Consider the following 26,277-nt stretch of genomic DNA (forward strand, 5'->3'; position numbering starts at 1 on the left):
TGCACGCAAAAAGGCACCGCCAGCCCACATCGGAGCTGGCGGCCGGGCCATGAGGAACCTGCCGAGACGAGGGATGCGGACGGAAAACCGCTAGCGGGCGGGAGCGGCCTCCAGGCCGACGAGTGCGATCTTGCCGTAGCCGGCATTCTGAATGAGGTTCATGACCGTCATCAGTTCGCCGTAGTCGACCAGGCGATCGGCGCGCAGAAGCACACGCGTATCCGTGTTGCCGCCGGTTATCCGGTTCAACTCGGAAACGAAGGCTTCGCGAGGCGCCTCTTCATTGCCGATGGCAAGCGTGAGGTCGGCTTTCAACGTCACGAAGACCGGCTTGTCGTCGCGCGGCGTCGGCTTTGCGACGGATTGCGGCAGGTCGACCTTCATGTCGACCGTCGCGAGCGGCGCAGCCACCATGAAGATGATGAGCAGCACGAGCATGACGTCGATGAAGGGGGTGACGTTGATCTCGCTGTTCTCGTCGAGATCGCCGCCGCTCTCGGAAATTCTTCCAGCCATTTTCGCTTATCCGATTCTGGCGATCGAGTCGGGGCCGTGAACGAAGCCGTCCTGGCGGCGCGGCGGCGCTCTGCGGGCGTGGCGATGATCGAGATCGCGGCTTACCAGTCTTTCGACGGCTGCCGCCGCATCTGCCAGGATGAGCTTGTACCCCCCGACGGACCGGGCAAAATAGTTGTAGATCACCACCGCCGGTATTGCCGCGACGAGGCCGATCGCAGTCGCCAGCAGCGCCTCGGCGATGCCCGGCGCAACGATGGCGAGGTTGGTCGTCTGCGCCTTGCTGATGCCGATGAAGGAATTCATGATTCCCCAAACGGTACCGAAGAGGCCGACGAATGGACCGACGGACCCGATGGACGCCAGGATCCCGGTACCGGAGCTCATCCTCTTGCCGGCGCGAACTTCGATACGCGTGAGCAGAGAGGAGACGCGTTCCTTGACACCTACTGCCGGCGCGAGGTCCAGAACGGCGTCCGAGCGCGTCATTTCGTCGACCGCTGCGGCAATCATCTCCCCAGCAACGCCAGCGCGGCGCTCGAGCTTTGGCTGCACGTCGGCGAGACCGTTCGCGGAAACGAGGGCCGCCACGGCGCGCTTGAGGCGCGACTTGGCATATATGAGCTCCAGCGTCTTCACGAGGAAGATCGCCCAGGTGGCGACGGAGGCGAGCGCCAGAGCGACCATCACCGCCTTTACGACGATGTCGGCAGCGAGAAACATGCCGACCGGCGAAAGGTCATGCGGAAGCACGGGATTTGCTCCCCCCGCCGTTGCGTCGCCCACCGCTGCCTCGGCCGGCGCCGGTGGCGCGCCCGGATCATCGCCGCCGGGAACGTCCGTCGCCGGCGGCTGCGCGTCGACCGAAACGGACGAGGGCTGTTGTGCGGTCTGCGCGAGGCCGGTCGCGACCGGGCCGGCAAGGAAAACAGTCAGCGTTGCCGCCAGCAACATGTTCAATTTCGGCCGGATCCGATCAGACATCTCGTTCCTCGTTTTTCCGTATTCGCCCGAGCGTCACGGGCCTGCAATCGATTTCAACAATCAGGTGGGCGCGGGATGCAAACCGCAGCCGCTCGCGCCCGCCCCTGTCGGTGAAGCGCTTTCGCAACGCTCTTTACGACAAACAATGGCGGGATGACAAGATTGTGGAGTACGATAATCAAGAATATCACGACAGATGGGCGATGAGGAACGCGCGGTGGTCAGGGCGGTGAACCCTGCGGCAAAAAACTGCCCGTCCGCCAGTCGTAGCGGCGATGACGCTGCCAGGGGCGCTCAGTGGAGGAGAACGACGTGACGACGCGCATGCGAGGCGGCACGCCCGGTCGTTCCTGCTGCTCAGCATGGATCTCGACCGCACCCGTCCGCCGCAGCGTCTCGGCGCTTATGACCAGCGATCCGCCGGACGGGCAGGCTGCATACGGCCGGCGGCTGGCGACGACGACCAGATCGGCGCGACCGCACAGGTAGGAGAGCGATTCGGCCTTTTCGATAACAGCCACTGTCCATCCCTCGCGGCTGCGCCCGGCGCACCCTATTCCCTTTCTGCAGGCGAAGACGCCGGGCTGGGCCGAGGTCAGGAAGGCTGCTGTCTCAACGGCGGTGTCCGGCTCCGCCGCAACGTCGAGCGGTGCCTTATGTTCCGCGATCGCAAGTGCGCGCTGCCATTGCGAGAAGATGAACTCCGGCGGACGGCTCCGATTGGTCGCGATTGCATCCGCGGCGATCAGGCCGACCAATTGCGCATCCTCCGATATCGCGATCGATGGGCGCTCCTTCCGCGGCTCGAGCGCGATCGCGCATATACCCAGAGCGATCAGCCCCGCGCCGACGAGCGCCAGCCGCGTTCTCAGAACGCAGACCAGGATGCCGCCGAATGCGATAAGGAAGAATGGCGTGTCGCCCATGCGGCCGGTCATCCACTCCCCGTCGAGCGATGCGACATATCTCGCGACGGCCAGCATCCAGTCCAGCCCCTGCCCCATGACCACGAGGGGATAATATTCGAGCCCGAAGGGCATAAGCAGCATCGCGAACAGCGCGAAAGGCATGATCAGCACGCTGATCAGAGGCGTCGTGAGAACGTTTGCGGCCAGCCCGTAACCGGGGAGCCGGTTGAAATGGGCAGCCGCGTAAACCGCCGTCGCCAGGCCGCCGATGACGGAGGTGGCGACAGTACCGATGGCGAGGCCGGACACGCCCCCCACGCTCCCCCGCTTCTTCGAGGTTTCGGTATCCTTTCTCCTGTGGTCGCGCCAGCGGGAATAGCCCGCAACGAGGGCCAGCGTCGCCGCAAAGGACATTTGGAACCCGGGTCCGGCTACCGCCGACGGCGTCCAGGCAAGGATGATGAGTGCGGCAAGCGCCACGTTGCGCAGGCTGATCGAGACGCGGTCGAAGAACAATGCGACCAGCATGATCGAGATCATGATCCAGGATCTGAGCGCTGAGACCGCACCTCCGGAAATGAGAATATAGAAGAACACCATGAGAAGAGCGCCGACGGCAGCGATCTTCTTGACGGAAGCTCTTTCCGCCAACCCCGGAACGAAGCTCAACAGAGTCCGGGCGCCAATGAGAAACGTGCCCGCCGCCAGCACCATGTTGAGTCCTGAGATCGCCAGGACATGCGACAGGCCCGCGGCGCGCAGCATCTCGACGGCCTTGCGGCTGATCGCGCGCTCCTCGCCGGTCACGAGCGCCGCAGCGATCGCACCGGTATCCCCGCCGATCGCTGTCCGGATGCGGTTGCCGATCGCCTCGCGGATCAGTGCCAGATATGCGGCCGCTTTCGCCGGCAGCGAGGCTTCGGACCGATCCGTGACAGCGCCGGCATCCACCGGCGCTCGCGGGGCGCCATAGAAATACCCGACTGCGCCTACGCCTTTGAAGTAGGAGCCGAACGCGAAGTCGTTGAGACCCGGAAGAGCCGGCCCGGAGGGCGGCGACAAACGCACCTTGCCTTCGATGATCGCTCCGACCGAAAACGGTTCGTGACGGCTCCGCGCCAGCAGCGTCGCCCTTTCCGGCGCCCGGCGCAGCCGCGGGCCGGATGTTTCTTGTATGCGAACGAGATAACGCCAGCGTCCCCTGTCGTCGGGATCCCGGGTGAGGACCGTTCCGCGAACGGTCGTCGTCACGGGCGTGTCGAGAATGATCGTATCGCGCCTCGCTGTTTCGACCGCGGCAAGCAGCATGCCCGCCGTAAAGAGAGCGGGCGCGATCAACAGCGGTCGCCAGCTTCGCAGGTCTCCCCGGCAAAGCACCGCAGATATGCCGAAAACGCAAAGCAGCGCTGCAAGTTTGGCAATTCCGACGGATTCGGGCACTGCGAGCCATGCAAGCGAGCCAAGCGCAAGCATGACCGGGATCAGGACGAAGCCGTGGCCGTATTCCTGCTCTTCCGCAACTGCAGCGCCTATGCCGAGGGAAACCGCCGTGGCCGCCGAGCGTATCCGACGGCGAATGTTTGCCGCATGCCAGCCCGCAGGCGCCCGGAGCCGATGGCGGGCAAATCGCCGGTGAGAACCCGCGTGCCCTCGCTCCGGGGCCACGCACTGCGCTCCTCATCGCGCACGACCGCTCGTGCCCCGCTCTCCCCCATTTCGCTCCGCCCGCGCCTGTTTTCTCGATCCTGCAACCAACCACGCAATCTTGCAACTCGAAGGCTGATGCTCAAAAAAGAGGCAGACTAGATAGAATGGTACCGCATTATCAGCTTAGCGATCATTGATCTCTTCGAACGAATTGCCGTACCATGCGTTTGTTGCATTGCCATATGCGTTTTCGCATCGCACAAGTTTGCCTTTGGTACTGCTTGGCAGTCGAAAATAAATCATATAGCAAATTCGCAACGCTCAAATTCGCGGCACAGAGCTATGCCACGATGTCACAAAAACGGAGGGTCCCATGTCAGAAAAAAGCGCGACAGTAACATTCGGCGGAAAGTCCGCGGACCTGCCGGTGCGATCGGGATCAATCGGTCCGGATGTCGTGGACATCGGCTCGCTCTACAAGCAGACGACGATGTTCACCTACGATCCGGGCTTCACCTCCACGGCATCGTGTGAATCGAAGATCACCTATATCGATGGCGACGAGGGCGTCCTGCTTCACCGCGGATTTCCGATCGAGCAACTGGCGGAGCACGGCGACTTTCTCGAAGTCTGCTACCTGCTTCTCTACGGCGAACTGCCGACAAAGGCTCAGAAGGCCGATTTCGATTATCGCGTCACGCACCACACCATGGTCCACGAGCAGATGTCGCGGTTTTTCACCGGCTTCCGCCGCGATGCCCATCCGATGGCCGTCATGTGCGGCTGCGTCGGCGCCCTTTCCGCCTTCTATCACGACTCGACCGACATCACCGATCCGCATCAGCGGATGGTCGCATCGCTGCGCATGATCGCCAAAATGCCGACGATCGCCGCGATGGCCTACAAGTACCATATCGGCCAGCCCTTCGTTTATCCGAAGAACGATCTCGACTACGCCTCGAACTTCCTGCGCATGTGTTTCGCCGTGCCTTGCGAGGAATATGTCGTGAACCCGGTTCTGGCGCGCGCCATGGACCGGATCTTCATCCTCCACGCCGACCATGAGCAGAACGCATCGACCTCGACCGTTCGCCTCGCCGGCTCGTCGGGTGCCAACCCGTTCGCCTGTATCGCTGCCGGTATCGCCTGCCTTTGGGGACCTGCCCATGGCGGCGCCAACGAGGCGGCGCTCAACATGCTCGCCGAGATCGGCACGGTCGATCGCATTCCGGAATATATCGCCAAGGCCAAGGACAAGAACGATCCGTTCCGTCTGATGGGCTTCGGCCACCGAGTCTACAAGAACTACGATCCGCGCGCGAAGATCATGCAGAAGACGACGCATGAGGTTCTCGCCGAGCTCGGCCACAAGGACGACCCGCTCCTGGAAGTCGCGATGGAGCTCGAACGCATCGCCCTGACGGACGAGTACTTCATCGAGAAGAAGCTCTATCCGAACATCGACTTCTACTCCGGCATCACGCTGAAGGCACTGGGCTTCCCCACCACGATGTTCACGGTGCTCTTTGCGCTTGCCCGCACCGTCGGCTGGATCGCTCAATGGAACGAGATGATCGAAGATCCGGAACAGCGCATCGGCCGTCCGCGCCAGCTCTATGTCGGTGCGACGCTGCGCGACTACGTGCCGATCTCCAAGCGGTAAACGGCGGACGAACTCGACAAAAGCCCATTCCGCCAACCCTCATCCTCGGGCTTGACCCGAGGATGAGGGTTGGCGGAATTTGCAGAGACTGGCGAGGTTCTTGCCCGTCCTCGGGACTTAGCCCGACGACCCACAGCCGTTAGCTAGAAGCACTCGCCTCTCCTCATCCCGCTCGAAGGCAAGCCAGAACGATATCCGCCGCCTTTTCACCGGGCGGACGGTTCGTTTCCATTCGCTGTTGAACGAGAGCGAAGCCGTCGAGCATCGCACGACGTTGCGCCGTATCGCTCGAAAGCCGTTCGAACCAGCGCGTCAGAACGGCCGGGCGGATCGACTTGTTGAAATATTCGGGCACGACCGGGAAATCCGCGATGAGGTTCGGAAGCGCCGCGGTCCATATCCGAATGCGGGAATGCAGGAGGCTGACGATCCAGTCGGCAGAGTAGGTAGAGACGACCGGAACTCCGGCGAGCGCCAGTTCGAGGATCACCGTACCCGAAGCGGCAATGGCCGCGTCGGCTTGGGCAAAAGCCTCCCATTTCCTGTCGGCGGTTATGCTTATCTCGGGCTGGACCTTCCAGGATGCCGTCAACGCCCTCACACGGTCTTCCTGGCGCGGCACGGTCGGCAAGAAGAAACGAATGCCTTCGTGCCGCTCCGCGAGCTCTTCGGCTGCTTCGCGGAAGATCGGAAGCAGGCGGCTGACCTCGCTCCCGCGCGATCCGGGCAGCAGGAGGCAGGCCTTCGGCTCGCGCCGATCCTGCATCTGCCGTCTCAGTCGTTGGCGCTCCCGGACCGCGAGAACATTGCCGTCGGATGCGAGCCGATGCCCGACATAGGTCGTCGGCGGACCGCCGAGCTTCCCCATCGCTTCCGGCTCGAAGGGTAACACCGCGAGCACGTGATCCACATAAGCCCGCATGCGCGGCGCCCGCTCCGGCTTCCACGCCCAGACGCTCGGGCAGACATAGTCGATCACCGGCAAGTCCGGCAATGCGGCGCGGACGCGTTGCGCCACGCGGTGGGTGAAGTCCGGGCTGTCGATGATCAACAGAGCATCGGGACGCGCAGCGGCGATCGCGCGGGCGGTTTGCCCGATCCGCAACAGAAGCTTCGGCAGGTTCGCCAGAACCTGCGAGAAACCCATGATCGACAGTTCGGAATAGTCGAAAAGCGACCGGAGCCCTTCGGCTTCCAGCCCCTCGCCGCCAACGCCCACGAGTTCGAGCGGACCGTCTAGACGATCACGCAACGCCCGCACCAGGTCGGCGCCGAGCAGGTCTCCGGAAACTTCTCCGGCGATAACCGCCAGCCTGTAGGCTCTGCCCGTCATCCCCGGTCCCTGCGGCAATCGCGCTCGATACCGAGAACGAACAGCCCGCTCCTGTCGGCTTCCTCCACGAGACGCGCGCGATCGAGAACCAGCGCGCGTCCTGCCTCCACGGCGATGCCCGCGAGGCCGGCAGCATGCGCTCCTGCGACCGTCGACGGACCGATCGAGGGCAGATCCGCCCGCTCGTCCTGTTGCGGCTTGCAGAGCTTGACGAGGACGCCGCGACGACGAATTGAAATCCGTCCGTCTTTCCTGAGATCGGCCACTCTCGCCAACATGGCGTCCGTCCCTTCCGCCCCCTCCAGCGCCACGACCCTGCCGCCGACTGCAACGGCGCCCTGGCCGACATCGAGCGCACCCAGCGCGTTGGCTGCGGCAATCCCGGCTTCGATGTCACGCCGATCTTCGTCCGTCGGGACATGGGCGCCGAGCGGACCGGTATCGGCAAGAAGCCCCGGAACGACCTCGTGCGCGCCGATCACATGGGCGCCGCTCGCCTCGATCAATTCGATCACCATGCGCAGCACGGCGTCGTCCCCGCCGGATATCAAGGTGCGGAAAACCCGCGGCACCTTGGCCAGCGTCTTCAGCGTAGGACGGATATCGCGCCACTCCGGCCGCCGCCGCACCGCACCGGAAAGGACGACCCGGTCGATTCCCTCGGTCTCGAAAGTGCGGCTGATCGCGGCAAAGTCTCCGATTGCGCAAACGGCATGGTCGAAGCCGGTCCAATCGGTATCCGCCTCACGCGAGAGCGCAATGATGAACGGGTCTTCGCCCTGGAAGCGCGCTGCCTCGGCCACGTGATGGGGAAGCGTTCCGGCGCCGGCGATGATGGCGAGCCTGCCTTTGGAATGCGGCAGGCGATGAATCGCCACCGCCATCAGCCCTTGGCGCCGCGATTCGGCGACGACAGCGCGCGGTCGCTCTCCGCGGCAATGAAATCCAGGATCTCGATAGCCGGCGCGCAATCGAGATATTCGTTGCGGATGGCGGCTGCATTCGCGCGAATCGAGCCGTCTCCCTCGAATATCTGCTTGTAGCACCGCCGGACGCGATGAATCGCCGCACGTTCGATCCCCGCACGGGTCATCCCGACCACGTTAAGGCCGCTCAAAATGCCGGGGTTGCCGTTGAGCATTCCATAGGGAATGACGTCATAGCTCACCGCCGACAGGCCACCGATGAAGGCCTGACGCCCGATGCGGGTAAACTGGTGAACCGCCGAGCCACCCCCGAGTATGGCTCGATCCTCGACGGTGACGTGCCCCGCAAGCATGACATTGTTGGAAAGGATGATATTGTTGCCGAGACGGCAGTCATGCGCCACGTGCGAATAGGCCAGGAACAGGTTGTTGTTGCCGATGATGGTCGCGCCGCCATGCTCCACCGTGCCCGTATTCATGGTCACGCCTTCGCGGATGGTACAGTTTTCGCCAATCACTAATTTCGTATTCAAGGCGCTGTGGTGCACGCTCTGCGAGTCGCCGCCGATGACGGCACCCGGAAAGATCTTCGAGCCTTTGCCGACGCTCGTATGACCGATGACCGCGACGTGACTCAGAATTTCGACGTCATCTGCAAGAACGACATTCGGCCCGATATGGCAGAACGGGCCGATCTTCACGTTTTCGCCGATTACCGCACCGTTCTCGATGGCCGAGGACGGGTGGATCTTCGCACTTGATGCTATCATTCTCAGGCGTCTTCCTTGCTGACAATCATCGCGCCGATATCAGCTTCCGCGACGAGTTGCCCGTCAACTTTTGCATCACAGTGAAACTTCCAGATATTGCCGCGCTGCTTCTGCTTCACCACATGGAACTCCACCCGGTCGCCTGGCACGACGGGCTTGCGGAAGCGGGCATTGTCGATCGTCATGAAATACACGAGATTGCTGCCCATTCCCGTCTTGCGCGCACAGATCGCGCCGGCCGTCTGTGCCATGCCTTCGATCAGAAGAACGCCCGGCATGATCGGCTTCTCGGGAAAGTGCCCGGTGAAATGCGGCTCATTGGCCGTCACGTTCTTGATCCCGATGGCCGAATTGTCGTCATCGATCTCGATGATGCGGTCCACGAGCAGGAAGGGATAACGATGGGGAAGAAGCCTCAGGATTTCCTGTATGTCCGCCGTGCCGAGGACCGTTGCAGCCTCATTCATCCTTGCCACCCTTCTTCTTCTGCCTCTCGCTCGACCGCAGGGCCATTTCGGCCACATCGCGCAGGAAATCCCGCATCGGTCGCGCCGGAATTCCGCCATAGCGCTCGCCGGCCGGCACATCGCTCGCCACGCCACTCATCGCAGCGATCTGCGCTCCGTCTCCAATGGTGATATGCCCGTTGACCCCGACGCCTCCGCCGATCATGACCCCGTCGCCGATCTGCGTGCTGCCGGCGATGCCGACCTGGCTGACGATGCCGCAGTAACGACCGATGCGGACGTTATGGCCGATCTGAACCAGATTGTCGATTTTCGTCCCCTCGCCGATCACGGTGTCATCCATCGTGCCGCGATCGATCGTCGTGTTCGCGCCGATCTCCACGTGATCCTGGATGATCACCCGCCCGACCTGGACGATCTTGATCATTCCGCCCTTCGGGCCCGGTGCATAGCCGAATCCGTCCTGACCGATGCGTGCGCCCGGATGAATGATGACGTTGTTGCCGACCAGCGCACAAAGGATGCTTGCACCGGCCGAAATGGTGCAATCGCGGCCGATCCGCACGCCCGGTCCGATCATTGCTCCCGCTGCGATGCGCGTTCCGCTTCCAATCTCGACGCCGGCTCCGATCACAGCCATCGGCTCGACCTCGACGCCCGCCTCCAGGCGCGCCGTCGGATCGATGAAGGCTCCCGCCGCTACGCCCCTCTCGCTCGTATTATAGGAAGGGCGCATGGCCCTTTCGTGAAGCAAGGTGCCGGCAAGGGCGAAGGCCGTGTGCGGTTTCGATGTCAGCAGCACGGGTATCGTATCGGGAACAAGCGACGAAATGGCCTTGTCGCAGATGATCGCGGCGGCACGGCAGCTCTGCAACTCTTCGCGATTCTTGCGCGACAGCATGTAACAGATGTCGCCCGGCTTGGCGCGATAGACCGGCGCGACCGAACGCACGGTGCGATCGGCGGCGGCAATATCCAGCAACTCCGCCCCAATCTGATTCGCGAGGTCGCCCAGACGAATCCCCTGATGGGGCGGAAAAAACCAATTCTGTTCCATGGACACTCCAGAACGATTCTCTGGCAGTTCTGGACTGCTCTCTATCAGAACGACGAGTTGATACCGAACTTGAAGTTCTGGACCTCGTCGAAGTCTTCCTTTGCAACCGGCACGGCATAATCGACACGCAGCGGACCGAAAGGCGAAGCCCAGATAAGGCTGACGCCGACCGACGCACGCAGCGAAGCGTCGTTGCCGCGCACCGATTCACCGGCTCCGGTCAGCTCCAACTCATTGTTGTAGAGCGTGCCCGCGTCGACGAACAATGCACCGCGGAAGCCACTGTCACGCGGAAGGCCCGGCAGCGGGAACGTCGCTTCCGCAGACGCCGTGAAATAGGTCGTGCCGCCAAGGGCATCGCCGTTGTTTGCCCGCGGACCGATACCGTTGCGCTCGAAGCCGCGGATATCGTTGCTGGTCAGCTGGAACTGGTCGAAGACTTCAAGCGAACCGGACGTCTTGAACAGCTGGCCGGCGCTGCCGGAGATCGAGCCGATGATGTCGGCCTCGTCGTGCAGCGTATAGTACCATTTGGCCTTACCCGTCAGCTTGTAGAAGTCCGACGTACCGCCAAGACCTGCAAACTCCTGGGTGACCGAGGCGAGAATGCCCTCGTGCGGCAGCTGCGCATCGTCGAGCGTGTTGTAGGTGATCGACTGGGAGACGGAGGAACGCGTCCAGGGGCCGTCCTCGATTGCGCGAACATAGGGAGAGGAAAGCTCGTCCTCGTCGCCGAAATATTCGAGCTCCGTGTAGTTGTAGCGCAGCGTCGTCGACAGGTTTTCCGTGATCGGCGCAGTCACGCGCAGGCTGAATCCCTGATCGTTGTAGCTGTAGTTGTCGTCATCGAAGTCGTTTTCGTTCTTGAAGAGGTCGAAGCCCGCCGCGAGACGATAGCCGAGGAAATAGGGCTCGGTGAACGAAACATTGTAGGTCTGGCTGTCTTCGCCCTTACCGGCGGCAAGACGAATATACTGGCCGCGGCCAAGGAAGTTCTTTTCTTCGATCGAAGCTTCGACGAGGAAGCCGCCGCCGTCGCCGGCGGAATAGCCGGCGCCGATGCCGAACGAGCCGGTCGACTGATCCTGCACGTCGACGACGATGACCACACGGTCAGCCGCACTGCCCGGCTGCGTCGAGATGTTGACCGACGAGAAATAGCCGAGCGCTTCCAGGCGGCGCTTGGCGCGCGCAACCATTTCCTGGTTGAAGGCATCGCCCTCGCCGACGTCGAACTCGCGACGAATTACGTAGTCACGCGTCCGGGTGTTGCCGCGAATCTCGATGCGCTCGACATAGGCCCGCTCGCCCTGGTCCACGAGATAGTCGACGGCGATCGTGTGATTGGCGAGATCGCGATTGCCGCGCGGCGTGACGCGCGCAAAGGGATAACCCTCCGACGCGACGCGCTTCGAAATCTCGCTCATCGTGTTCTGAATGTCCTTGGCCTTGTAGACCGTGCCTTCGCGGCTCTGAACGAGCCCCCTCAGTTCCTCGGCGTCGATGCCTTCGACGGTCGATTCGATGTTGACCGAACCGAAGTCGTATCGAGGACCTTCCTCGACCGTGATCGTTACCGTGTATTCGTTGGTCGCCTCATTGAGCGCCGCTTCGGACGAGACCACCTGAAAATCGGCATAGCCGCGGTTGTAGTAGAACTGCCGCAGCAATTCCTCGTCGGCCCGCAGCTTATCCGGATTGTAGACGTCCTTGCGCGTGAGGAACGAGAAGATGCCCGATTCCTTGGTCGCAATCACCGACTGCAGACGGCCGTCGCTATAGGCCTCGTTGCCTACGAAATTGATCTGCGTGATCTTCGTGCGTTCGCCTTCATTGATGACGAAGGCCAGGTTGACACGCCCTTCGGCAATCGGAACGACCTGGGTCGTCACGGTCACGTCGCTGCGGCCGATGGCGGCATAGGCGTCCTTGATGGCCTGAATGTCGGTTTCGACGGTCGCCTCGCTATAGGGACCGAGCGGCTGGGTACGAACGACACCCTGGAGCTTGTCATCCTTGATCTTGCGGTTGCCGTTGAAGACGACTTGGTTGACGAGCTGATTCTCGCTGACGGAAACGACAAGCGATCCGCCGGAAACCGTGATGCTGACATCGGAGAAATAGCCGGTGGCATAGAGCCGCTTCACGGATGCGTCGATATCGGCATTGCTGAAGCTCTTGCCGGGAACGATCGTGATGTTGGCGCGAACGGTTTCCGCGCTGACGCGCGTTGCCCCACGCACCTCAACCCGATTGATGACCGCGGCTTGCGCGACTGAGGTACCAGCAACAAGTCCTACCCCGGTACCCGTGGCGACCATGCTTGCTGACAGAGCAAACGCCGACACCGCGTTCAAAAACCTTGAACCAGCTTTCATGTCAAAATCTTACCTTTTCCCAACGTCCCGCGGCAGTTTCGTGCCGACTCCGGTCACGGTTGCCGTTTTAACCGCTTTTCCCATACAAGCAAGTCAGCTCGTTAATTTCTGTTTACTTCAATTCCAACCGTGGCTTAACAGCCACTACGGCCTCTTATTATCGTAAACAAACCGTTATCGAGCAGCCGGCGAAACTCACTCGCTCTCCGAATCCTTAACGATGTCCGCTCCCGCCCAAGGCTCCGCTTTATCCGAAGAGCCAATTGATATCGTTCCAGGCCGCAAAAACCGTCAGCATGAGCACCATGGCAAAGCCGATGCGGAATGCGAGGTCCTGTGCGGCGGGACCGACCGGCCTGCCGCGCAGCGCTTCGACCGCATAGAACATCAGATGGCCGCCATCAAGCACCGGCACGGGCATCAGGTTGAGCAATCCAATGGAAACCGAAAGGACGGCCGCGAAATTCAGCACCTCGGCAATACCGAGCTTCGCCATCTGACCGGACATCTGGGCGATGCGGATCGGCCCGCCGACCTGATCGGCGCTCATCCGCCCGACAAAGAGATTCGAAAGATAGTCGAGCGTGCCCGTTACGATCCGCCAGCTCTGCAGTGCCCCTTGCCCCACCGCTTCGAGCGGTCCGTAGGTCTCGACCCGGAAATTGCCCGCTTCCTGGTTCGTTCCGATCCCGATCTTGCCCTCCTCCATCTTGTTGCCGAGCGGGTCGACGGATTCGGTGCGTTGGGGCACCATCGGCAGGTCGATCGCAGCGCCATCGCGCTCGATCCGGACGGTGATCGGCAGCTCCGGACGGACGCTGACATAGCGGCGCACGTCGTCGAAGGTGGCGATCGGCTTTCCATCGATCGAAAGCAGCCGGTCTCCCGGCAGAACACCCGCCTTTTCCGCAGCGCTGTCCGGCGCCACGAAAGCGACGACCGGATCGGCGACGGCACGGCCGTAGATGGAGAAGAGGACGGCGAAGATCGCAATCGCCAGTAGAAAATTCGCGATGGGACCCGCCGCGACCGTCGCTGCACGCTTCCATAGCTTTGCACCCAGGAATGTGCGGCCCCGTTCTTCCGGCGCGATCGTCTCCAGCCGCCGGTAGTCGGGCGTGCTCGCCGCATCCTCGTCGCCGAAGAACTTCACGTAGCCGCCAAGCGGGATCGCGCAGAATTTCCAGCGGGTGCCGTGGCGATCGGTCCAGCCGAAGAGCTCGGGTCCGAAGCCGACGGAAAAGGCCAGGATGCGGATGCCCGACCAGCGCCCAACCAGGTAATGTCCCATCTCGTGAACGAAGACCAGCAACGTCAGGAGAAACAGGAAGGTGGGGATCGTGTACTGGAGATTGTCAAGCAGCAGGCTCATAGTCATTCCTAACGCGTCCGTTGCCACGTCCGCCAGTTCAAATTGCAAGGTCGGGGCCGTGACGCCATGGTCGGACCGCCGCAGGATAGTCCCGCTTCGAGCCCGATATAAGGACTACACCGGCAGTCTTCAAAGACCCAGCAGAATCGAGCCGAAAGAGACTTCCCGGCCGCCCGCCAGCAAGAACTGCCCAAGCACCAGGGCCAGTGCGGCAATGCAGGCGAATATCAGCCCGTCCACCCGGTCCATGACGCCGCCGTGACCCGGGATCAGCCTGCTCGAATCCTTGACGCCGAAACGGCGTTTGACGAAGGACTCGAACAGATCGCCTGTCTGGCTTGCGACGGACAGGACCAGCGCGATGACGGGAATGCGCAGATCATCGAGGGCAAAGTGAGCCATGAAAACGGCGACACCCGCAAGAACGCCGAAAATCGCCCCGCCGATCGCGCCCGACCAGGTCTTGCCCGGCGAGATTGCGGGCGCCAGCTTTGGCCCGCCGATCGCCCGCCCCGTGAAGTAGGCGAAAATATCCGTTGCCCATACGACGGCGAACACGAACAGCATCGCCATCAGACCGAGATAGTCCGCTCCGCGGATCGCCGCGAGCGAAATGCTCGTCAGACCCGCATAGACGATCCCGCCCGGCAGCCACCAGCTGGTTCCCTTTATCGCCACCCAAAGCGCTGCCGCGAGCACACAGAGGGCAAGCCCCGGGAGGCTGACATGCATATAACCGAGGAGGACGAAACCGGCGATCACCGCCTGTGCCAGCCAGCCGAGGGCATTGCCCTGAAAGTCCCGCTCGGGGAGCTTCGTGATGGTGGACCACTCGTAATAGACGAGGAGGCCGATCGCGACGGAGAGAAGCTGGAAGGCAAAGCCGCCGATCCAGGTTGCAGCAAGAACCACCGCAGCAAGAACCACCCCGGAGGCGATACGAAGTTTGAGTTCGGCCTGCATCAGGAGCCGACCGCCAAAGTCGGTTGGGTCAGTCCGCCGAATCGGCGCTCGCGGCAGGCATATTGTTCGATCGCCGCAAAGAATGTCTCGCGCGTGAAATCCGGCCAGAGGTCCGGAATGAACAGCAATTCGGAATAGGCGGCCTGCCAAAGGAGAAAGTTGGAGAGACGCTCCTCGCCGCTCGTCCGGATAATGAGATCGGGATCGGGAATGCCCGCCGTATCGATCGTCGAGGATATCCGTTCCGCGGTAATCTCTTCCGGCCGCAGACGACCGGCGGCCACGTCCCCCGCCAGGCGGCGCATGGCTCTCGCCAGCTCGTCTCTGGCGCCGTAATTGAACGCAATGACCACCGTTATGCCGGTGTTCGCGACCGTCGTCTCCTCCGCTTCGATGAGCAGAGGCAGGATATCGCCGCTCAGATTTGTTCGGTCCCCGATGACCCGGATGCGGACGTTCTCACGGTGGAGATCGGCGAGATCCCGTCGGATGAAAGCCTTGAGCAGGCCCATGAGGTCGCTGACCTCGCTTTCCGGCCTGTTCCAGTTCTCCGACGAGAATGCGAACAGTGTCAGGTACCGGATGCCGATCTCCGCAGCCGTCCTTACCGCCCCGCGGACCGCCTCAACGCCCTTGCGGTGGCCCATGGTACGGGGCAGTCCACGCGCATTCGCCCAACGACCGTTGCCGTCCATGATGATGGCGACGTGAGCCGGTACGTTTGCGGGATTGAATTCTTGCATGGGTTGTCCGGACAAAGAGACTCACCTATCCGCAGGTCAGACCTGCATGATTTCCTTTTCCTTCTCCGCGAGCAAGCGGTCGATTTCGGAAATTACGTCATCCGTCATTTTTTGGACGCGTTCGGACTGAGCACGGCTCTCGTCCTGGCCGATCTCGCCGTCCTTTTCGGCTTTTTTCAGGTCGTCCATACCGTCACGGCGAACGTGGCGGACGGCGACCTTGCTTTTTTCGGCATAGTCGTGGGCGACCTTGACCAGCGATTTGCGGCGCTCCTCGTTCAGTTCCGGCAACGGAATGCGCAGGTTCTGCCCGTCGACGATCGGGTTGAGCCCCAGATTGGACTCCCGGATTGCCCGCTCCACGGCACCGACCATGGACTTGTCCCACACCGAAACCGAGAGCATGCGCGACTCTGGAACCGTGATGTTTGCCACCTGGTTCAGCGGCATGCGAGAACCGTAGGCTTCGACGGTCACCGGATCGAGTACGTTCGCCGAAGCGCGGCCGGTCCGCAGCGACGCGATGTCGTGCTTGAAAGCAGCGATCGCCCCGTCCATCCGACGCTTGAGTTCCTTCAGATCCACACCTTCACTCATGGTTCAAGACTCCCGTTCTTATCAGCAGCCCTTGCGGGCCCCAGCAGCTTGTCAATTATCGGTCACGATGGTGGCACGGCCGCCACCCGTCAATATCTCCGTGAAGCCGCCCTTCTCGTGGATGGAGAAGACGACGATCGGAATGGCATTCTCCCGCGCAAGCGCCACGGCGGCAACATCCATGACTGCGAGGCCTTTTTCGAGAACCTCGCTATGGGTCAGGCGGTCGAAGCGGGTCGCCGAGGGGTCCTTCTTCGGATCCGCGGAATAGATGCCGTCAACCTGTGTTCCCTTGAAGATCGCCTCGGCGCCCATCTCCGCCGCACGAAGCGCCGCAGCCGAATCCGTCGTGAAGAACGGATTGCCCGTGCCGCCGGCGAATATCACGACACGCCCGAGCGAAAGATGATAAAGCGTCGCGCGCTGCGAGAAGCTCTCGCAGATTTCCGGCATGGCGATGGCCGACAGGACGACGGTGTCGATATCGAGTTTGCGCAGCGACGTCGCCAGCGCAAGCGCATTGATGACCGTCGCCAGCATTCCCATGTGGTCGCCGGTTACACGGTCGCCGCCCTTGGACGCCACAGCGACACCGCGGAAGATGTTGCCGCCGCCGACGACGACGCCGACTTCGACACCCATCGCTCTCGCTTCCGCGATATCGGAGGCAATCCGGTCGGCTACGGCAACATCGATGCCGAACCCCTGGCTTCCCATAAGCGCTTCACCGGAGGCTTTGAGAAGAACGCGCTTGTAGATTGGCTTGGCCGACATCGTCACTCCTGAAATAGATCAGCGCGCGTGTGCAGGCATCTGGCGCACAGCGGCGTAAAGGCAAATTCCGCTGCGTGGTATCAACCGCTCCGGCGGGTCCTACGCATCGACTGGAGCCGGATACACGAAGGGCACCGCGTTGTCACGCGATGCCCCCACGTTTTCCCATTCGAGGTGAAGAAATCAACCCTTCGCGGCGGCTGCCACTTCTGCCGCGAAATCGCTCTCTTCCTTTTCGACGCCTTCGCCGAGCAGGAGACGGGCAATGCCGGCAACTTCGATCGGCGCGCCGACGGACTTTTCCGCTTCCTTGATCGCGGCTTCCACCGTCAGATCAGGGTTCATGACGAAAGCCTGCGACAGAAGGGCGACTTCCTCGAAGAACTTGCGCATGCGGCCATCGACCATCTTCTCGATGATGTTGTCCGGCTTGCCGGAAGCGCGCGACTGCTCGATGAAGACGTTGCGCTCGCGCTCGGCGACCGCCGGGTCGATTTCGCTCGAACGGACCGCGAGCGGGTTGGTCGCGGCGACGTGCATGGCAACCTGCCGGCCGATCGCGTTCAGAGCTTCCTTGTCGCCGGTCGACTTCAACGCGACGAGAACGCCGAGCTTGCCGATGCCTTCGCCTGCGGCATTGTGCACATAGGTCGCGACGACGCCGTCCTCGACCTCGAGCAGTACCGAGCGGCGTAGCGTCATGTTCTCGCCGATCGTGGCGATGGCGTCCTTGATCGTATCTTCAACGGACTTGCCCGTCGCCGGATAGGTCGCCTGGGAGACGGCTGCAACGCTGCCGTCGGTGCCGAGGGCGACACTGGCGACACCGCGAACGAGCTCCTGAAAGGCGTCGTTGCGGGCAACGAAGTCGGTCTCGGAGTTGATTTCGACGACGACGGCCTTGGTGCCGGAGCTGGCAATGCCGATGAGGCCTTCGGCAGCGGTGCGGCCGGACTTCTTGTCAGCCTTGGCGATGCCCTTGGCGCGCAGCCAGTCGATGGCGGCTTCCATGTCGCCATTGGTCTCGGCAAGCGCCTTCTTGCAGTCCATCATGCCTGCGCCGGTCTTTTCGCGCAGCTCCTTCACCATTGCGGCGGTAACAGTCATCTTTGTGCCTCTTGTCTGTTTGCTGGCGCGCCGACCGGGATTGGCGCAGTGCCAGAAGGTTTGGCAGGAAATGGCCTTTCTGTGTGACATCGTGATGAAGCCACTTTGGCGATGTTCGCGGGCTCACCGCGCGCGATCGGCCGGGCCATTTCCGGCTGATAAAGAACAAGGCCGTTCAGATTCTACATCACAAACGGCCTCGTCCCGATATTTCATGCGTACGGCAGCGCGTCGTCTGCCGGTCGGGCCGATCAGGCTTCGGACGCTTCCTCGAGAGCCGGCTCGACCGGAACCTCTTCGGATGCGCCGAGATCGCGGCCAGAGGCGCCCTGCTGACGGGCGATACCGTCAATGGCGGCGCGGGCGATGAGATCGCAGTAAAGGGCGATAGCGCGCGATGCGTCGTCGTTGCCCGGGATCGCGTAGTCGATCTGGTCCGGATCGCAATTGGAGTCGATGACGGCAACGACCGGAATGCCAAGACGCTTGGCTTCGTCGATGGCGATCGATTCCTTGTTGGTGTCGATGATGAACATCAGATCCGGGGTACCGCCCATATCGCGGATACCGCCGAGTGCGCGGTTGAGCTTCTCGCGCTCGCGCTCGAGGTTCAGGCGCTCCTTCTTCGTGAAGCCGGAAGCTTCCGAAGCCAGGATTTCATCGAGCTTGCGCAGGCGCTGGATCGAGTTGGAGATCGTCTTCCAGTTCGTCATCATGCCGCCGAGCCAGCGGGCATTGACGTAGTACTGGGCGGAACGCTTCGCAGCGTCCGCGATGATCTCGGACGCCTGGCGCTTGGTGCCGACGAAAAGCACGCGGCCGCCGCTGGCGACGGTGTCGCTGACGACCTGCAGGGCGCGCGACAGCATCGGTACGGTCTGGGCGAGATCGATGATGTGAACGTTGTTACGGTCGCCGAAGATGTACGGCTTCATCTTCGGGTTCCAGCGGTGCGTCTGGTGACCGAAGTGGACGCCCGCCTCGAGAAGCTGGCGCATAGTGAAATCAGGCAATGCCATGCCTTTGTCTCCTTTTCCGGTTGAACCTCCGCAAGGCGTCGAGCGCACCGCAATGCGCCCACCGGCGGAACGATCCGGATTTCTCCCGGAAAATCCCATGCCTTACGTGTGGAATGGCCAGCCCCTTAGCGGTAACCGGCCCGGAAATCAAGCCTTGGGGACGCTTTTTGTATCGCGCCGGCTCAGGCCGCCTTCGTTCGGCACCGAGCCAGCACCTCGGCGGTGACATGTTCCGGAATGTCGCCGATTTCCGCCATGCGCGCATCGAGCTTAGCCAGCATTTCCTCGAACACAGCGGAGTAGGCCGGCTCGTTCGCCCGGTTGCGCAGCTCGAACGGGTCCTCCTCGCAATCGAACAGTTCCCATTCCGCAGCCTCGTCGCCGGAAAAGGCACCAGGCTGGCCGAGCGGATCGTTATACCAGTAGATGAGCTTGTAGCGGGCGTCGCGCACGCCGTAATGCGCGAAGGCATTGTGGAACTCGTCCTTGTGCATCCAGTACCGGTGATAGGCGAGACCCTTATCGTCCTCGTCCGCCGTCTGCTCGATAATCGGGCGCATGCTCCTGCCCTGCATGTAATTGGGGATCGGCAGGCCCGCATAATCGAGAAAGGTCGGCGCGAAATCGACATTGGTCGCGATGTGGCCGGCTTGCGTGCCGGGCCGGATGCCTTCCGGATAGCGGATCAGGAAAGGCATCTGGAGCGATTCTTCGTACATGAAGCGCTTGTCGAACCAGCCGTGCTCGCCAAGGAAGAACCCCTGGTCGGACGTATAGATAACGATGGTGTCGTCGCGCAGGCCTTCCGCGTCGAGATAGTCGAGCAGACGGCCGACATTGTCGTCCACGGCGGCAATGGTCTGCAGGTAGCGCATCATGTAGCGCTGGTACTTGAAGAGGGCGAGTTTCCGCGGATCGGTAAAGAGATAATTCTCACCGGTGGCTCCGTCGATCAATCGCAGTTCCTGACCTTCCTCGATGTCCGGAACCTTGCGCTGGGTCCAGCCCGGCAGAAGCAGTTCGCCGATCTCGTCGCCGCCTTCGGGCTGGACGAGGCCGAGGTCCCTGTATGTCATGTCGCAGCGAATGCGCATTTTCGCAGCTGCCGCCGCTGCTGCGCGGTTGGAATAATCGTCGGAGAAAGTTTCCGGGACCGGCAGTTTGCCGTCGGCATAGAGGTGCCTGTCGCGCGGGTGCGGCTCGAAGCTGCGATGCGGCGCCTTGTGGTGGCACATCAGGAAGAACGGCCGCTCCGGATCACGCTTGCCGAGGAAATCGAGGCATTTGTCTGTGATGATGTCGGTGGCGTAGCCTCTCTCCGTTCGCGGTCCGTTGCGGTCGATCATCACTGGATCGAAATATTCGCCCTGCCCCGGCAGTACCGACCATTCGTCAAATCCCGTCGGCTCGTGCGCCTGGCCCTCGCCCAGGTGCCACTTGCCGAAGATCGCTGTCTGATAGCCGCCCGCGCGCAGATGTTTGGCCACATTGGGGAGCCGGTTGTCGATATGGGTATCGAGCGTGGTGACCATGTTCACATGGTTGTAGGTGCCGGTCAAAATGGCGGCACGGCTGGGCGTGCAAATCGAATTGGTGACGTAGCACCGATCGAATCGCATGCCTTCGTCGGCGATGCGGTCGATATTGGGCGTGCTGTTCAGGCCCGCGCCGTAGGCGGAAATCGCCCGCGCCGCATGGTCGTCCGACATGATGAACAGAATATTGGGCTGCTTTGTCATTCTAATCTCGATGGAGAGTGCCGGCGCGACGGAGCGCGCCGGCGGGTTGGCGTTCAGTCGCCTGCGTAGAGGTCGGCGAGATAGTAGTCCTTCGGGTCGAGCGGGTTCTGCATCTTGCCGAAAGCGACGAACTGGTCGTTGAGACCCTTCAGCCAGTTGGCCACCGTCCCATCCCTGCTGGCAGCAACGAGCTCGGCAGTAGTCAGGAACTTGCCGTTGCGGCTTTCGACTTCAAGCGGTTCGGCCGGCACTCCGAGGAACTTGGCGGTGATCGCGACCGAGCGCGGCACGTCGGCAACGCGATAGTCGTTGGCCTCTTTCATCGTGGCGATGAATTTCCTGACCACGTCCACGTCGCCGGCTATCACCTCATTGCGGGCGACGAAGGCCGAAGGGAAAGAGTTCTCGGGATAGAAATCGTCGCTCTTGGCGACTTCGACCAGATCCGGGACGGTCTTCTTGATGATGCCCACCAGCGGATACCAGATGCCGGCGCCGTCGATCTGCTTCGATGCAAAAGCCGAAACGACCGTCGAAGGGTCCATCTTCACCACTTCTATGTCGGAAATCGTCATGCCGGCCTTGGCAAGGCCGAGACGCAACAGCATGTCGCCCGACGTGCCTTCCGGAACGCCGACCTTCTTGCCCTTGAGGTCCGCGACGGAGTTGATGCCCTTCTGCGCGATGACGCGGTCGGACAGTCCGAGCACATTGATCGCGACGAGTTTGGCCTTGCCAGTTGCCGGAAGCCAAAGGGCGCCCGGACCGACATACCCGAAATCGAGACTGCCCGCGCCCAACGCCTGGATCTGGATCGGGCCGTTGGTGAAGATCTTCAGGTCGGGTTCCAGGCCGTGTTTTGCCCACAGGTTCTGGTCGGTGGCGATCGCCGTCAGGCTCGTGCCGAAATAGTCGGCGATGTAACCGATCCGCACGGGCTTCGCCTCTGCGTAAGCGGCTCGCGTGGTGGCGCCCACTATGGGGGCCGCCAGCGCACCGGCAGCGGCAACGCGGATGAAACTGCGTCGGGTAAAAGTCACGGCATTCCTCCTCCTTGTGATGAACTCGAACTGACCTGGGGTTTCTGATGGTAAACGGCGTGCCAAACCCGATTGCGGACCTGCGCGAATTCAGGCGATAGCCGGATCTCTTCGTTGCGCGGATAGGGCAGGTCCACGGGGATGATCTCGTGCAGGCGGCCCGGCCGCGCGGCCATCACGATGACGCGATTGGCGAGATAGACCGCCTCATCGACATCATGGGTGATGAAGATCACCGTCCGTCGCTCGCGGCTCCAGGTGTCGAGCAGCTGGTCCTGCATGTTGACGCGGGTCAATGCGTCGAGCGCGCCGAAAGGCTCGTCCATGAGGAGGATCGTCGGATTGACCGCATAGGCACGGGCGATTGCGCAGCGCTGCTTCATGCCGCCGGACAAGGTCTTGGGCAAGGCATCGGCGAAATCCTTCAGCCCGACGAGATCGAGAAAGTGATCGGCGATGCGCCTGCGCTCGGCTGCCGGCATGTTTTTGATGCGCAGGCCGAATTCGACGTTCTGGCGAACCGTCAGCCACGGAAACAGCGCATATTGCTGGAAGATCACGCCGCGTTCGGGGCCTGGCCCGTCGACCGGCTTACCGTCGACCAGAACACGTCCGTCCGACACCTCCGTCAGGCCGGCCGCGATATTCATGGCCGTTGACTTGCCGCAGCCGGACGGCCCGACCACCGTGACGAATTCACCCTCGCCGATGTCCAGGCTCAGCCTGTCGAGCGCGAGGACCGAGCTCTCGCCTTCGCCGAAACGGCGGGTGACGTTTTGAAATGAAATCTTCGGGTCGGAGGCCGGGTTCGGAACAGCTGTCATTGCGCGCGCTCCTGCCAGCGGGTCAGACGGCGTTCCGCCGCCTGGACGATGCGATCCATGAGCAGGCCGAGAATGCCTATCGTGACGAGGCTGACGAAAATGGTGGGAAGGTCGTAATAGAGTTGCGCCTGCTGCATTCGGAAGCCGAGGCCCGATTGCGCTGCGATGAGCTCGGCTGCGACGACCGTTGCCCAGGCCGAGCCGAGCCCGATCCGGACACCGACCAGAATGAAGGGAATGGAGGCAGGGACGATCACGCGGTAGAACAGCACGCCGTCGTTGGCCCCAAGCACGCGTGCAGCGCTGATCAACGTACGGTCGACGCCGATGACACCCTGATAGGCGGCGACGACGCAGGAAAGGAACGAGGCGAGGAAAATGACGAAGACCTTCGGCGCTTCGTCGATGCCCATGGTCACGATCGCGAGCGGTATGACCGCCAGCGGCGGAATCATGCGGAAAAACTGGATGTAGGGCTCGATCAGTGCGCGGGCGACGCGGTACCAACCCATCAGGAAGCCGACGGGAATGGCTGCCGCCACGCCGAGCAGGAAGCCGGCCAGCACGCGGCGAAGACTGGAGACGACGTCCAGCGGCAACTGGCCGTTCGCGATCAGCTCCACTGCGCGCCGGAAAACCTCGGCCGGTCCCGGCAGGATCACCAGCCCCGCCGCCGTGATGCCCCACCATACCGTGACGGCGAACACCAGGGCGATCAGGTTCAGGACGATGGGCGCCAGCTCCGCCGGCGAAAACCCGTTCCCTGTCGTTTCCTCGTCTTTGGACGTCAGAGTGCTCAATACCGGGCTCCCGAATAGAAAAAGTGGTCGAGCGCGACCGCCGCCCCGCCGATCGCGCCCAGTTGCGAGCCAAAGCCGGTTCGTTCGAACCGAAGGATGTCGCGCATATGAGGCATGACCCGTGGCGGCAGATGTTTTCGCAGATGCGCGAACAGGCTCTCCGGCGCGTCAGCGAGGTGACCGCCGAAGACGATCAGATCGGGCGTAAGCAGACTGATTGCGATGGCGAGCGAGTCGGTCAGCCGAGCGAGTGTCGGACCCCAGACGTCCGTGTTCTCCACCTGCATCAGGAGATCGGCCGGAGCAGAGCCTTCCAGCCCCAATGCACGCATCAGGACGCGTTCGTTCACATAGCTTTCGAGACAGCCATGGTTGCCGCAACTGCACCGTGGCCCGTTCTGTGAGATCTGGATGTGACCGAGCTCGACTGCGCCATGGCCGCCCGGCCGAAACGGTACGCCGTCGACCACCAGCCCTGCCCCGAGACCGGAACGCAGATAGACGTAAAGCAATGCCGGGACCCCGCGGCCGAGACCGAAGCGCGCCTCCGCGACCGCCATTGCCGTAACGCTATGCTCCAGCACCACCGTCAGGCCCGTGCGTCGCTCCAGCATGCCCGCCAGAGGCAGGTTGCGCCAGCCGGTATTGATCGAAGCCAGGATGGTGCGCTGGCCGGCATCGACGGGTCCCGGCACTCCCACTCCGACGCCGAGCAGATGGTCTGTGCGCGCGAGAAGCTTCAGCTTCTCTATTTCGTCCGCGATCCGCGCCGTCACGGCCTCCGGCGAGGTGTCCGGCAGCGCGAATTCGAACGAAGCGGCCGCTTTCGCCGAACCCAGGAGATCCGTGACCGTCAGTTGGACGAGCCCGGCACCGATATGCACGCCGGCAACGTGATGAGCGTTCGGCAGGAGCCGGATCGCCAGTCCCGGCCGCCCCACCCCGCTGCTTGCCGCCGGCTCCACCTCGGCGACGGAGCCGTCGGCGAGGAGCTGCGCCGTCACATGGGTAAGGGTCGTCGCGGACAGCCCGGTGCGGCGCGCAAGGATGGCGCGTGATTGGGGCCCTTCGTCGCGAAGGATGCGCAGGACCTGGCCGTGATGCACACCCACTCTTCGCCCCCCTTGGCCGTTTATTTTCTCAACTTTAGAAAATAAATGGATCCTGTCAATAGGAGCAGGTTGCGGTCACTTTCGAAAATCGCTTCTGCGGTTGTCTATTTGCACTCTTCGCTATTGAAGACCTCGAGCTTTGCGAGCTTTCCGCTCAGGACGAAGTCACCGTAGTCCATGGTGAGATCCCGCGTCACGCCGTTCTCGTAGAGCTTGAACGCCATGCGGTAGACGGGCAGCGCGTCGCCGTTCGCTTCGTCGTTGAAATAGGTGATCGTCACCGGCCAATAGTTCTCGCCCGCAAGCTCTCCGGCCTTGCCGACATCCGCATCGTCAGGAGCGGGCTTGCGCGGCTTGCCCACGAAGGTCGAGGTAATCAGCGTCTTGTCGCCCGAATCGGAACCATCGAAAATACGCGCCTCGAAAAAGGTCTCTCCTTTTTTCGCACGTTCGATCACTTCGAGCATGTGTTCTGTCGGAAACCGGCTGGCCGCAAGCGCCACCTGGCGCTTGTCGGGGGCGGTCAGCTCGACCTTGACGCCGGACTTATCGTCATGCGCGCTTCCGCGCACCTCCTTGTCCAGCTTCTCATCGGTAAAGGAGCGGGTGAGGAAACGGAAATTGCCGTTCTTCATGTCCTCATAGGTGGTGGTCTGCTGATCGGTTAGGCGAACCTCGTCACCCGTATCGACCTGGGTGACGAAGCGGAAGCTGACGGTATAGCCTTCGCAGGAGGAGCCGTTGAACTCATAGACCATGCGGCCATACATGCCGGAGATGCCGGACCGCTCGGAGGCGTCCTTCAATTCCAGATCGTAGACGGCGCGATGGGGAACGAGAGCAGTCGCCTGTGCCGCGCCCGCCGTCATGACCACGACACAGACGCTTCCCAGAGTGACGAGACCGAAGCCTTTACGAAACATCCGTTTCCTCCTGTTGGACTCGCCGCCAATGCGATAAACAAGCATTCGGCAGAAACAAGGCAGATCGGTTCTGGTCCACGCCTGTCACGATCCGCTTTGCATGCCGGATTTTAGCACAAAAGACAACAACGGAGCCTTCCATGTCCGCAGAGATCGAAACCCGCCTCACCGAACTCGGCATCGTCCTTCCGCAGGCAGTTGCGCCTGTCGCGAACTACGTGCCTTACGTCGTCTCGGGGTCGATGCTCTACATTTCCGGGCAGTTGCCGATGGAAAACGGCAGGGTCGCCGTAACCGGCCATGTCGGCAAGGATGTCGATGTCGCCGGCGCGCAAAGAGCCGCCGAACTCTGCGCGATCAACATCCTGGCCCAGGCCAAAGCGGCTCTCGGCGATCTCGGCCGTATCCGCCGCCTCGTCAAGATCAACGGCTTCGTCGCTTCCACGCCGGACTTCGTCGAACAGCACCTGGTGATCAACGGCGCCTCGAACCTCCTTGCCAATGCGCTCGGCGAAGCGGGCAAACACGCTCGTGCCGCTGTCGGCATGGCTTCCCTTCCCTTCAACGCGGCTGTCGAGATCGACGCCGTGATCGAAATCGCATGATCAGGGACGT

At 62.2% G+C, this 26,277-nt stretch carries 23 protein-coding genes and 1 pseudogene; 2 read left to right on the plus strand and 22 right to left on the minus strand.

Annotation, left to right across the window (positions count from 1 at the left end):
* Positions 1-90: 90 nt before the first annotated feature.
* The 3 genes and pseudogenes from exbD to CN933_RS26905 form a co-directional block, all read right to left on the minus strand.
* Positions 91-516 (minus strand): TonB system transport protein ExbD, encoded by a 426-nt coding sequence (gene exbD, locus CN933_RS26895; protein ID WP_018097747.1) that lies wholly within the window; start codon positions 514-516, stop codon positions 91-93.
* 6 nt (positions 517-522) lie between these two features.
* The gene (gene exbB, locus CN933_RS26900; RefSeq protein ID WP_018097748.1) at positions 523-1,500 is read right to left on the minus strand and encodes a tonB-system energizer ExbB; all 978 of its coding nucleotides are present in this window, start codon (positions 1,498-1,500) and stop codon (positions 523-525) included.
* A 221-nt stretch (positions 1,501-1,721) separates the two neighbouring features.
* Positions 1,722-4,123 (minus strand): annotated as a pseudogene (locus CN933_RS26905) (ComEC/Rec2 family competence protein).
* Positions 4,124-4,428: 305 nt separating this feature from the next.
* Between CN933_RS26905 and gltA the strand changes: the two are divergent.
* Positions 4,429-5,718: a citrate synthase gene (gltA, locus tag CN933_RS26910; RefSeq protein ID WP_018097750.1), complete on the plus strand. Its 1,290-nt coding sequence runs from the start codon at positions 4,429-4,431 to the stop codon at positions 5,716-5,718.
* 163 nt (positions 5,719-5,881) lie between these two features.
* On the opposite strand, the gene lpxB is transcribed toward gltA, so the two are convergent.
* The 19 genes from lpxB to CN933_RS27010 form a co-directional block, all read right to left on the minus strand.
* Complete coding sequence (gene lpxB, locus CN933_RS26915) at positions 5,882-7,051, minus strand: lipid-A-disaccharide synthase (protein WP_018097751.1); 1,170 nt, start codon at positions 7,049-7,051, stop codon at positions 5,882-5,884.
* On the minus strand, positions 7,048-7,935 hold the full coding sequence (locus CN933_RS26920; protein ID WP_018097752.1) for an LpxI family protein: 888 nt from the start codon (positions 7,933-7,935) through the stop codon (positions 7,048-7,050). Before CN933_RS26920 ends, lpxB begins: the two co-directional genes overlap by 4 nt.
* Positions 7,935-8,753 carry an acyl-ACP--UDP-N-acetylglucosamine O-acyltransferase gene (lpxA, locus tag CN933_RS26925; protein ID WP_164866970.1) on the minus strand — a complete coding sequence of 273 codons (819 nt, stop codon included), beginning with the start codon at positions 8,751-8,753 and terminating at the stop codon, positions 7,935-7,937. The genes CN933_RS26920 and lpxA overlap by 1 nt, the downstream gene beginning before the upstream one ends.
* Complete coding sequence (gene fabZ / locus CN933_RS26930) at positions 8,750-9,214, minus strand: 3-hydroxyacyl-ACP dehydratase FabZ (protein ID WP_102762923.1); 465 nt, start codon at positions 9,212-9,214, stop codon at positions 8,750-8,752. Before fabZ ends, lpxA begins: the two co-directional genes overlap by 4 nt.
* Positions 9,207-10,271 (minus strand): UDP-3-O-(3-hydroxymyristoyl)glucosamine N-acyltransferase, encoded by a 1,065-nt coding sequence (lpxD, locus tag CN933_RS26935; protein WP_018097754.1) that lies wholly within the window; start codon positions 10,269-10,271, stop codon positions 9,207-9,209. The genes fabZ and lpxD overlap by 8 nt, the downstream gene beginning before the upstream one ends.
* Positions 10,272-10,315: 44 nt before the next feature.
* A complete protein-coding gene (gene bamA / locus CN933_RS26940; RefSeq protein WP_018097755.1) occupies positions 10,316-12,649 on the minus strand; it encodes an outer membrane protein assembly factor BamA in 2,334 nt (777 codons plus the stop codon).
* A 247-nt stretch (positions 12,650-12,896) separates the two neighbouring features.
* Complete coding sequence (gene rseP, locus CN933_RS26945) at positions 12,897-14,021, minus strand: RIP metalloprotease RseP (RefSeq protein ID WP_018097756.1); 1,125 nt, start codon at positions 14,019-14,021, stop codon at positions 12,897-12,899.
* Between the two features lie 129 nt (positions 14,022-14,150).
* Entirely contained in the window at positions 14,151-14,984 is an 834-nt protein-coding gene (locus tag CN933_RS26950) for a phosphatidate cytidylyltransferase (protein ID WP_018097757.1), read from the minus strand.
* On the minus strand, positions 14,984-15,727 hold the full coding sequence (locus CN933_RS26955; protein ID WP_102762924.1) for an isoprenyl transferase: 744 nt from the start codon (positions 15,725-15,727) through the stop codon (positions 14,984-14,986). The genes CN933_RS26950 and CN933_RS26955 overlap by 1 nt, the downstream gene beginning before the upstream one ends.
* A 36-nt stretch (positions 15,728-15,763) precedes the next feature.
* Positions 15,764-16,324 (minus strand): ribosome recycling factor, encoded by a 561-nt coding sequence (gene frr / locus CN933_RS26960; RefSeq protein WP_003534987.1) that lies wholly within the window; start codon positions 16,322-16,324, stop codon positions 15,764-15,766.
* Positions 16,325-16,375: 51 nt separating this feature from the next.
* Positions 16,376-17,098: a UMP kinase gene (gene pyrH, locus CN933_RS26965; protein WP_018097759.1), complete on the minus strand. Its 723-nt coding sequence runs from the start codon at positions 17,096-17,098 to the stop codon at positions 16,376-16,378.
* A gap of 183 nt (positions 17,099-17,281) precedes the next feature.
* Entirely contained in the window at positions 17,282-18,205 is a 924-nt protein-coding gene (gene tsf, locus CN933_RS26970; RefSeq protein WP_018097760.1) for a translation elongation factor Ts, read from the minus strand.
* A 251-nt stretch (positions 18,206-18,456) separates the two neighbouring features.
* On the minus strand, positions 18,457-19,224 hold the full coding sequence (gene rpsB, locus CN933_RS26975) for a 30S ribosomal protein S2 (protein WP_003534993.1): 768 nt from the start codon (positions 19,222-19,224) through the stop codon (positions 18,457-18,459).
* 182 nt (positions 19,225-19,406) lie between these two features.
* Positions 19,407-20,963 (minus strand): sulfatase family protein, encoded by a 1,557-nt coding sequence (locus CN933_RS26985; protein WP_018097761.1) that lies wholly within the window; start codon positions 20,961-20,963, stop codon positions 19,407-19,409.
* Positions 20,964-21,016: 53 nt separating this feature from the next.
* Positions 21,017-21,955 (minus strand): aliphatic sulfonate ABC transporter substrate-binding protein, encoded by a 939-nt coding sequence (locus CN933_RS26990; RefSeq protein WP_164866969.1) that lies wholly within the window; start codon positions 21,953-21,955, stop codon positions 21,017-21,019.
* Between the two features lie 44 nt (positions 21,956-21,999).
* A complete protein-coding gene (locus tag CN933_RS26995) occupies positions 22,000-22,827 on the minus strand; it encodes an ABC transporter ATP-binding protein (protein WP_018097763.1) in 828 nt (275 codons plus the stop codon).
* Positions 22,824-23,567 carry an ABC transporter permease gene (locus CN933_RS27000; RefSeq protein ID WP_026168894.1) on the minus strand — a complete coding sequence of 248 codons (744 nt, stop codon included), beginning with the start codon at positions 23,565-23,567 and terminating at the stop codon, positions 22,824-22,826. The genes CN933_RS26995 and CN933_RS27000 overlap by 4 nt, the downstream gene beginning before the upstream one ends.
* A 56-nt stretch (positions 23,568-23,623) precedes the next feature.
* Positions 23,624-24,739: an ROK family transcriptional regulator gene (locus CN933_RS27005; protein ID WP_026168895.1), complete on the minus strand. Its 1,116-nt coding sequence runs from the start codon at positions 24,737-24,739 to the stop codon at positions 23,624-23,626.
* A gap of 104 nt (positions 24,740-24,843) precedes the next feature.
* Positions 24,844-25,662, minus strand: a complete 819-nt coding sequence (locus tag CN933_RS27010) for a cell envelope integrity EipB family protein (RefSeq protein ID WP_018097766.1) — start codon at positions 25,660-25,662, stop codon at positions 24,844-24,846.
* Between the two features lie 140 nt (positions 25,663-25,802).
* Between CN933_RS27010 and CN933_RS27015 the strand changes: the two genes are divergently transcribed.
* A complete protein-coding gene (locus CN933_RS27015) occupies positions 25,803-26,267 on the plus strand; it encodes a RidA family protein (RefSeq protein WP_018097767.1) in 465 nt (154 codons plus the stop codon).
* Positions 26,268-26,277 lie beyond the last annotated feature (10 nt).

The sequence above is a fragment of the Sinorhizobium sp. M4_45 genome, from assembly GCF_002885915.1.
GTDB lineage: Bacteria > Pseudomonadota > Alphaproteobacteria > Rhizobiales > Rhizobiaceae > Sinorhizobium > Sinorhizobium meliloti_A.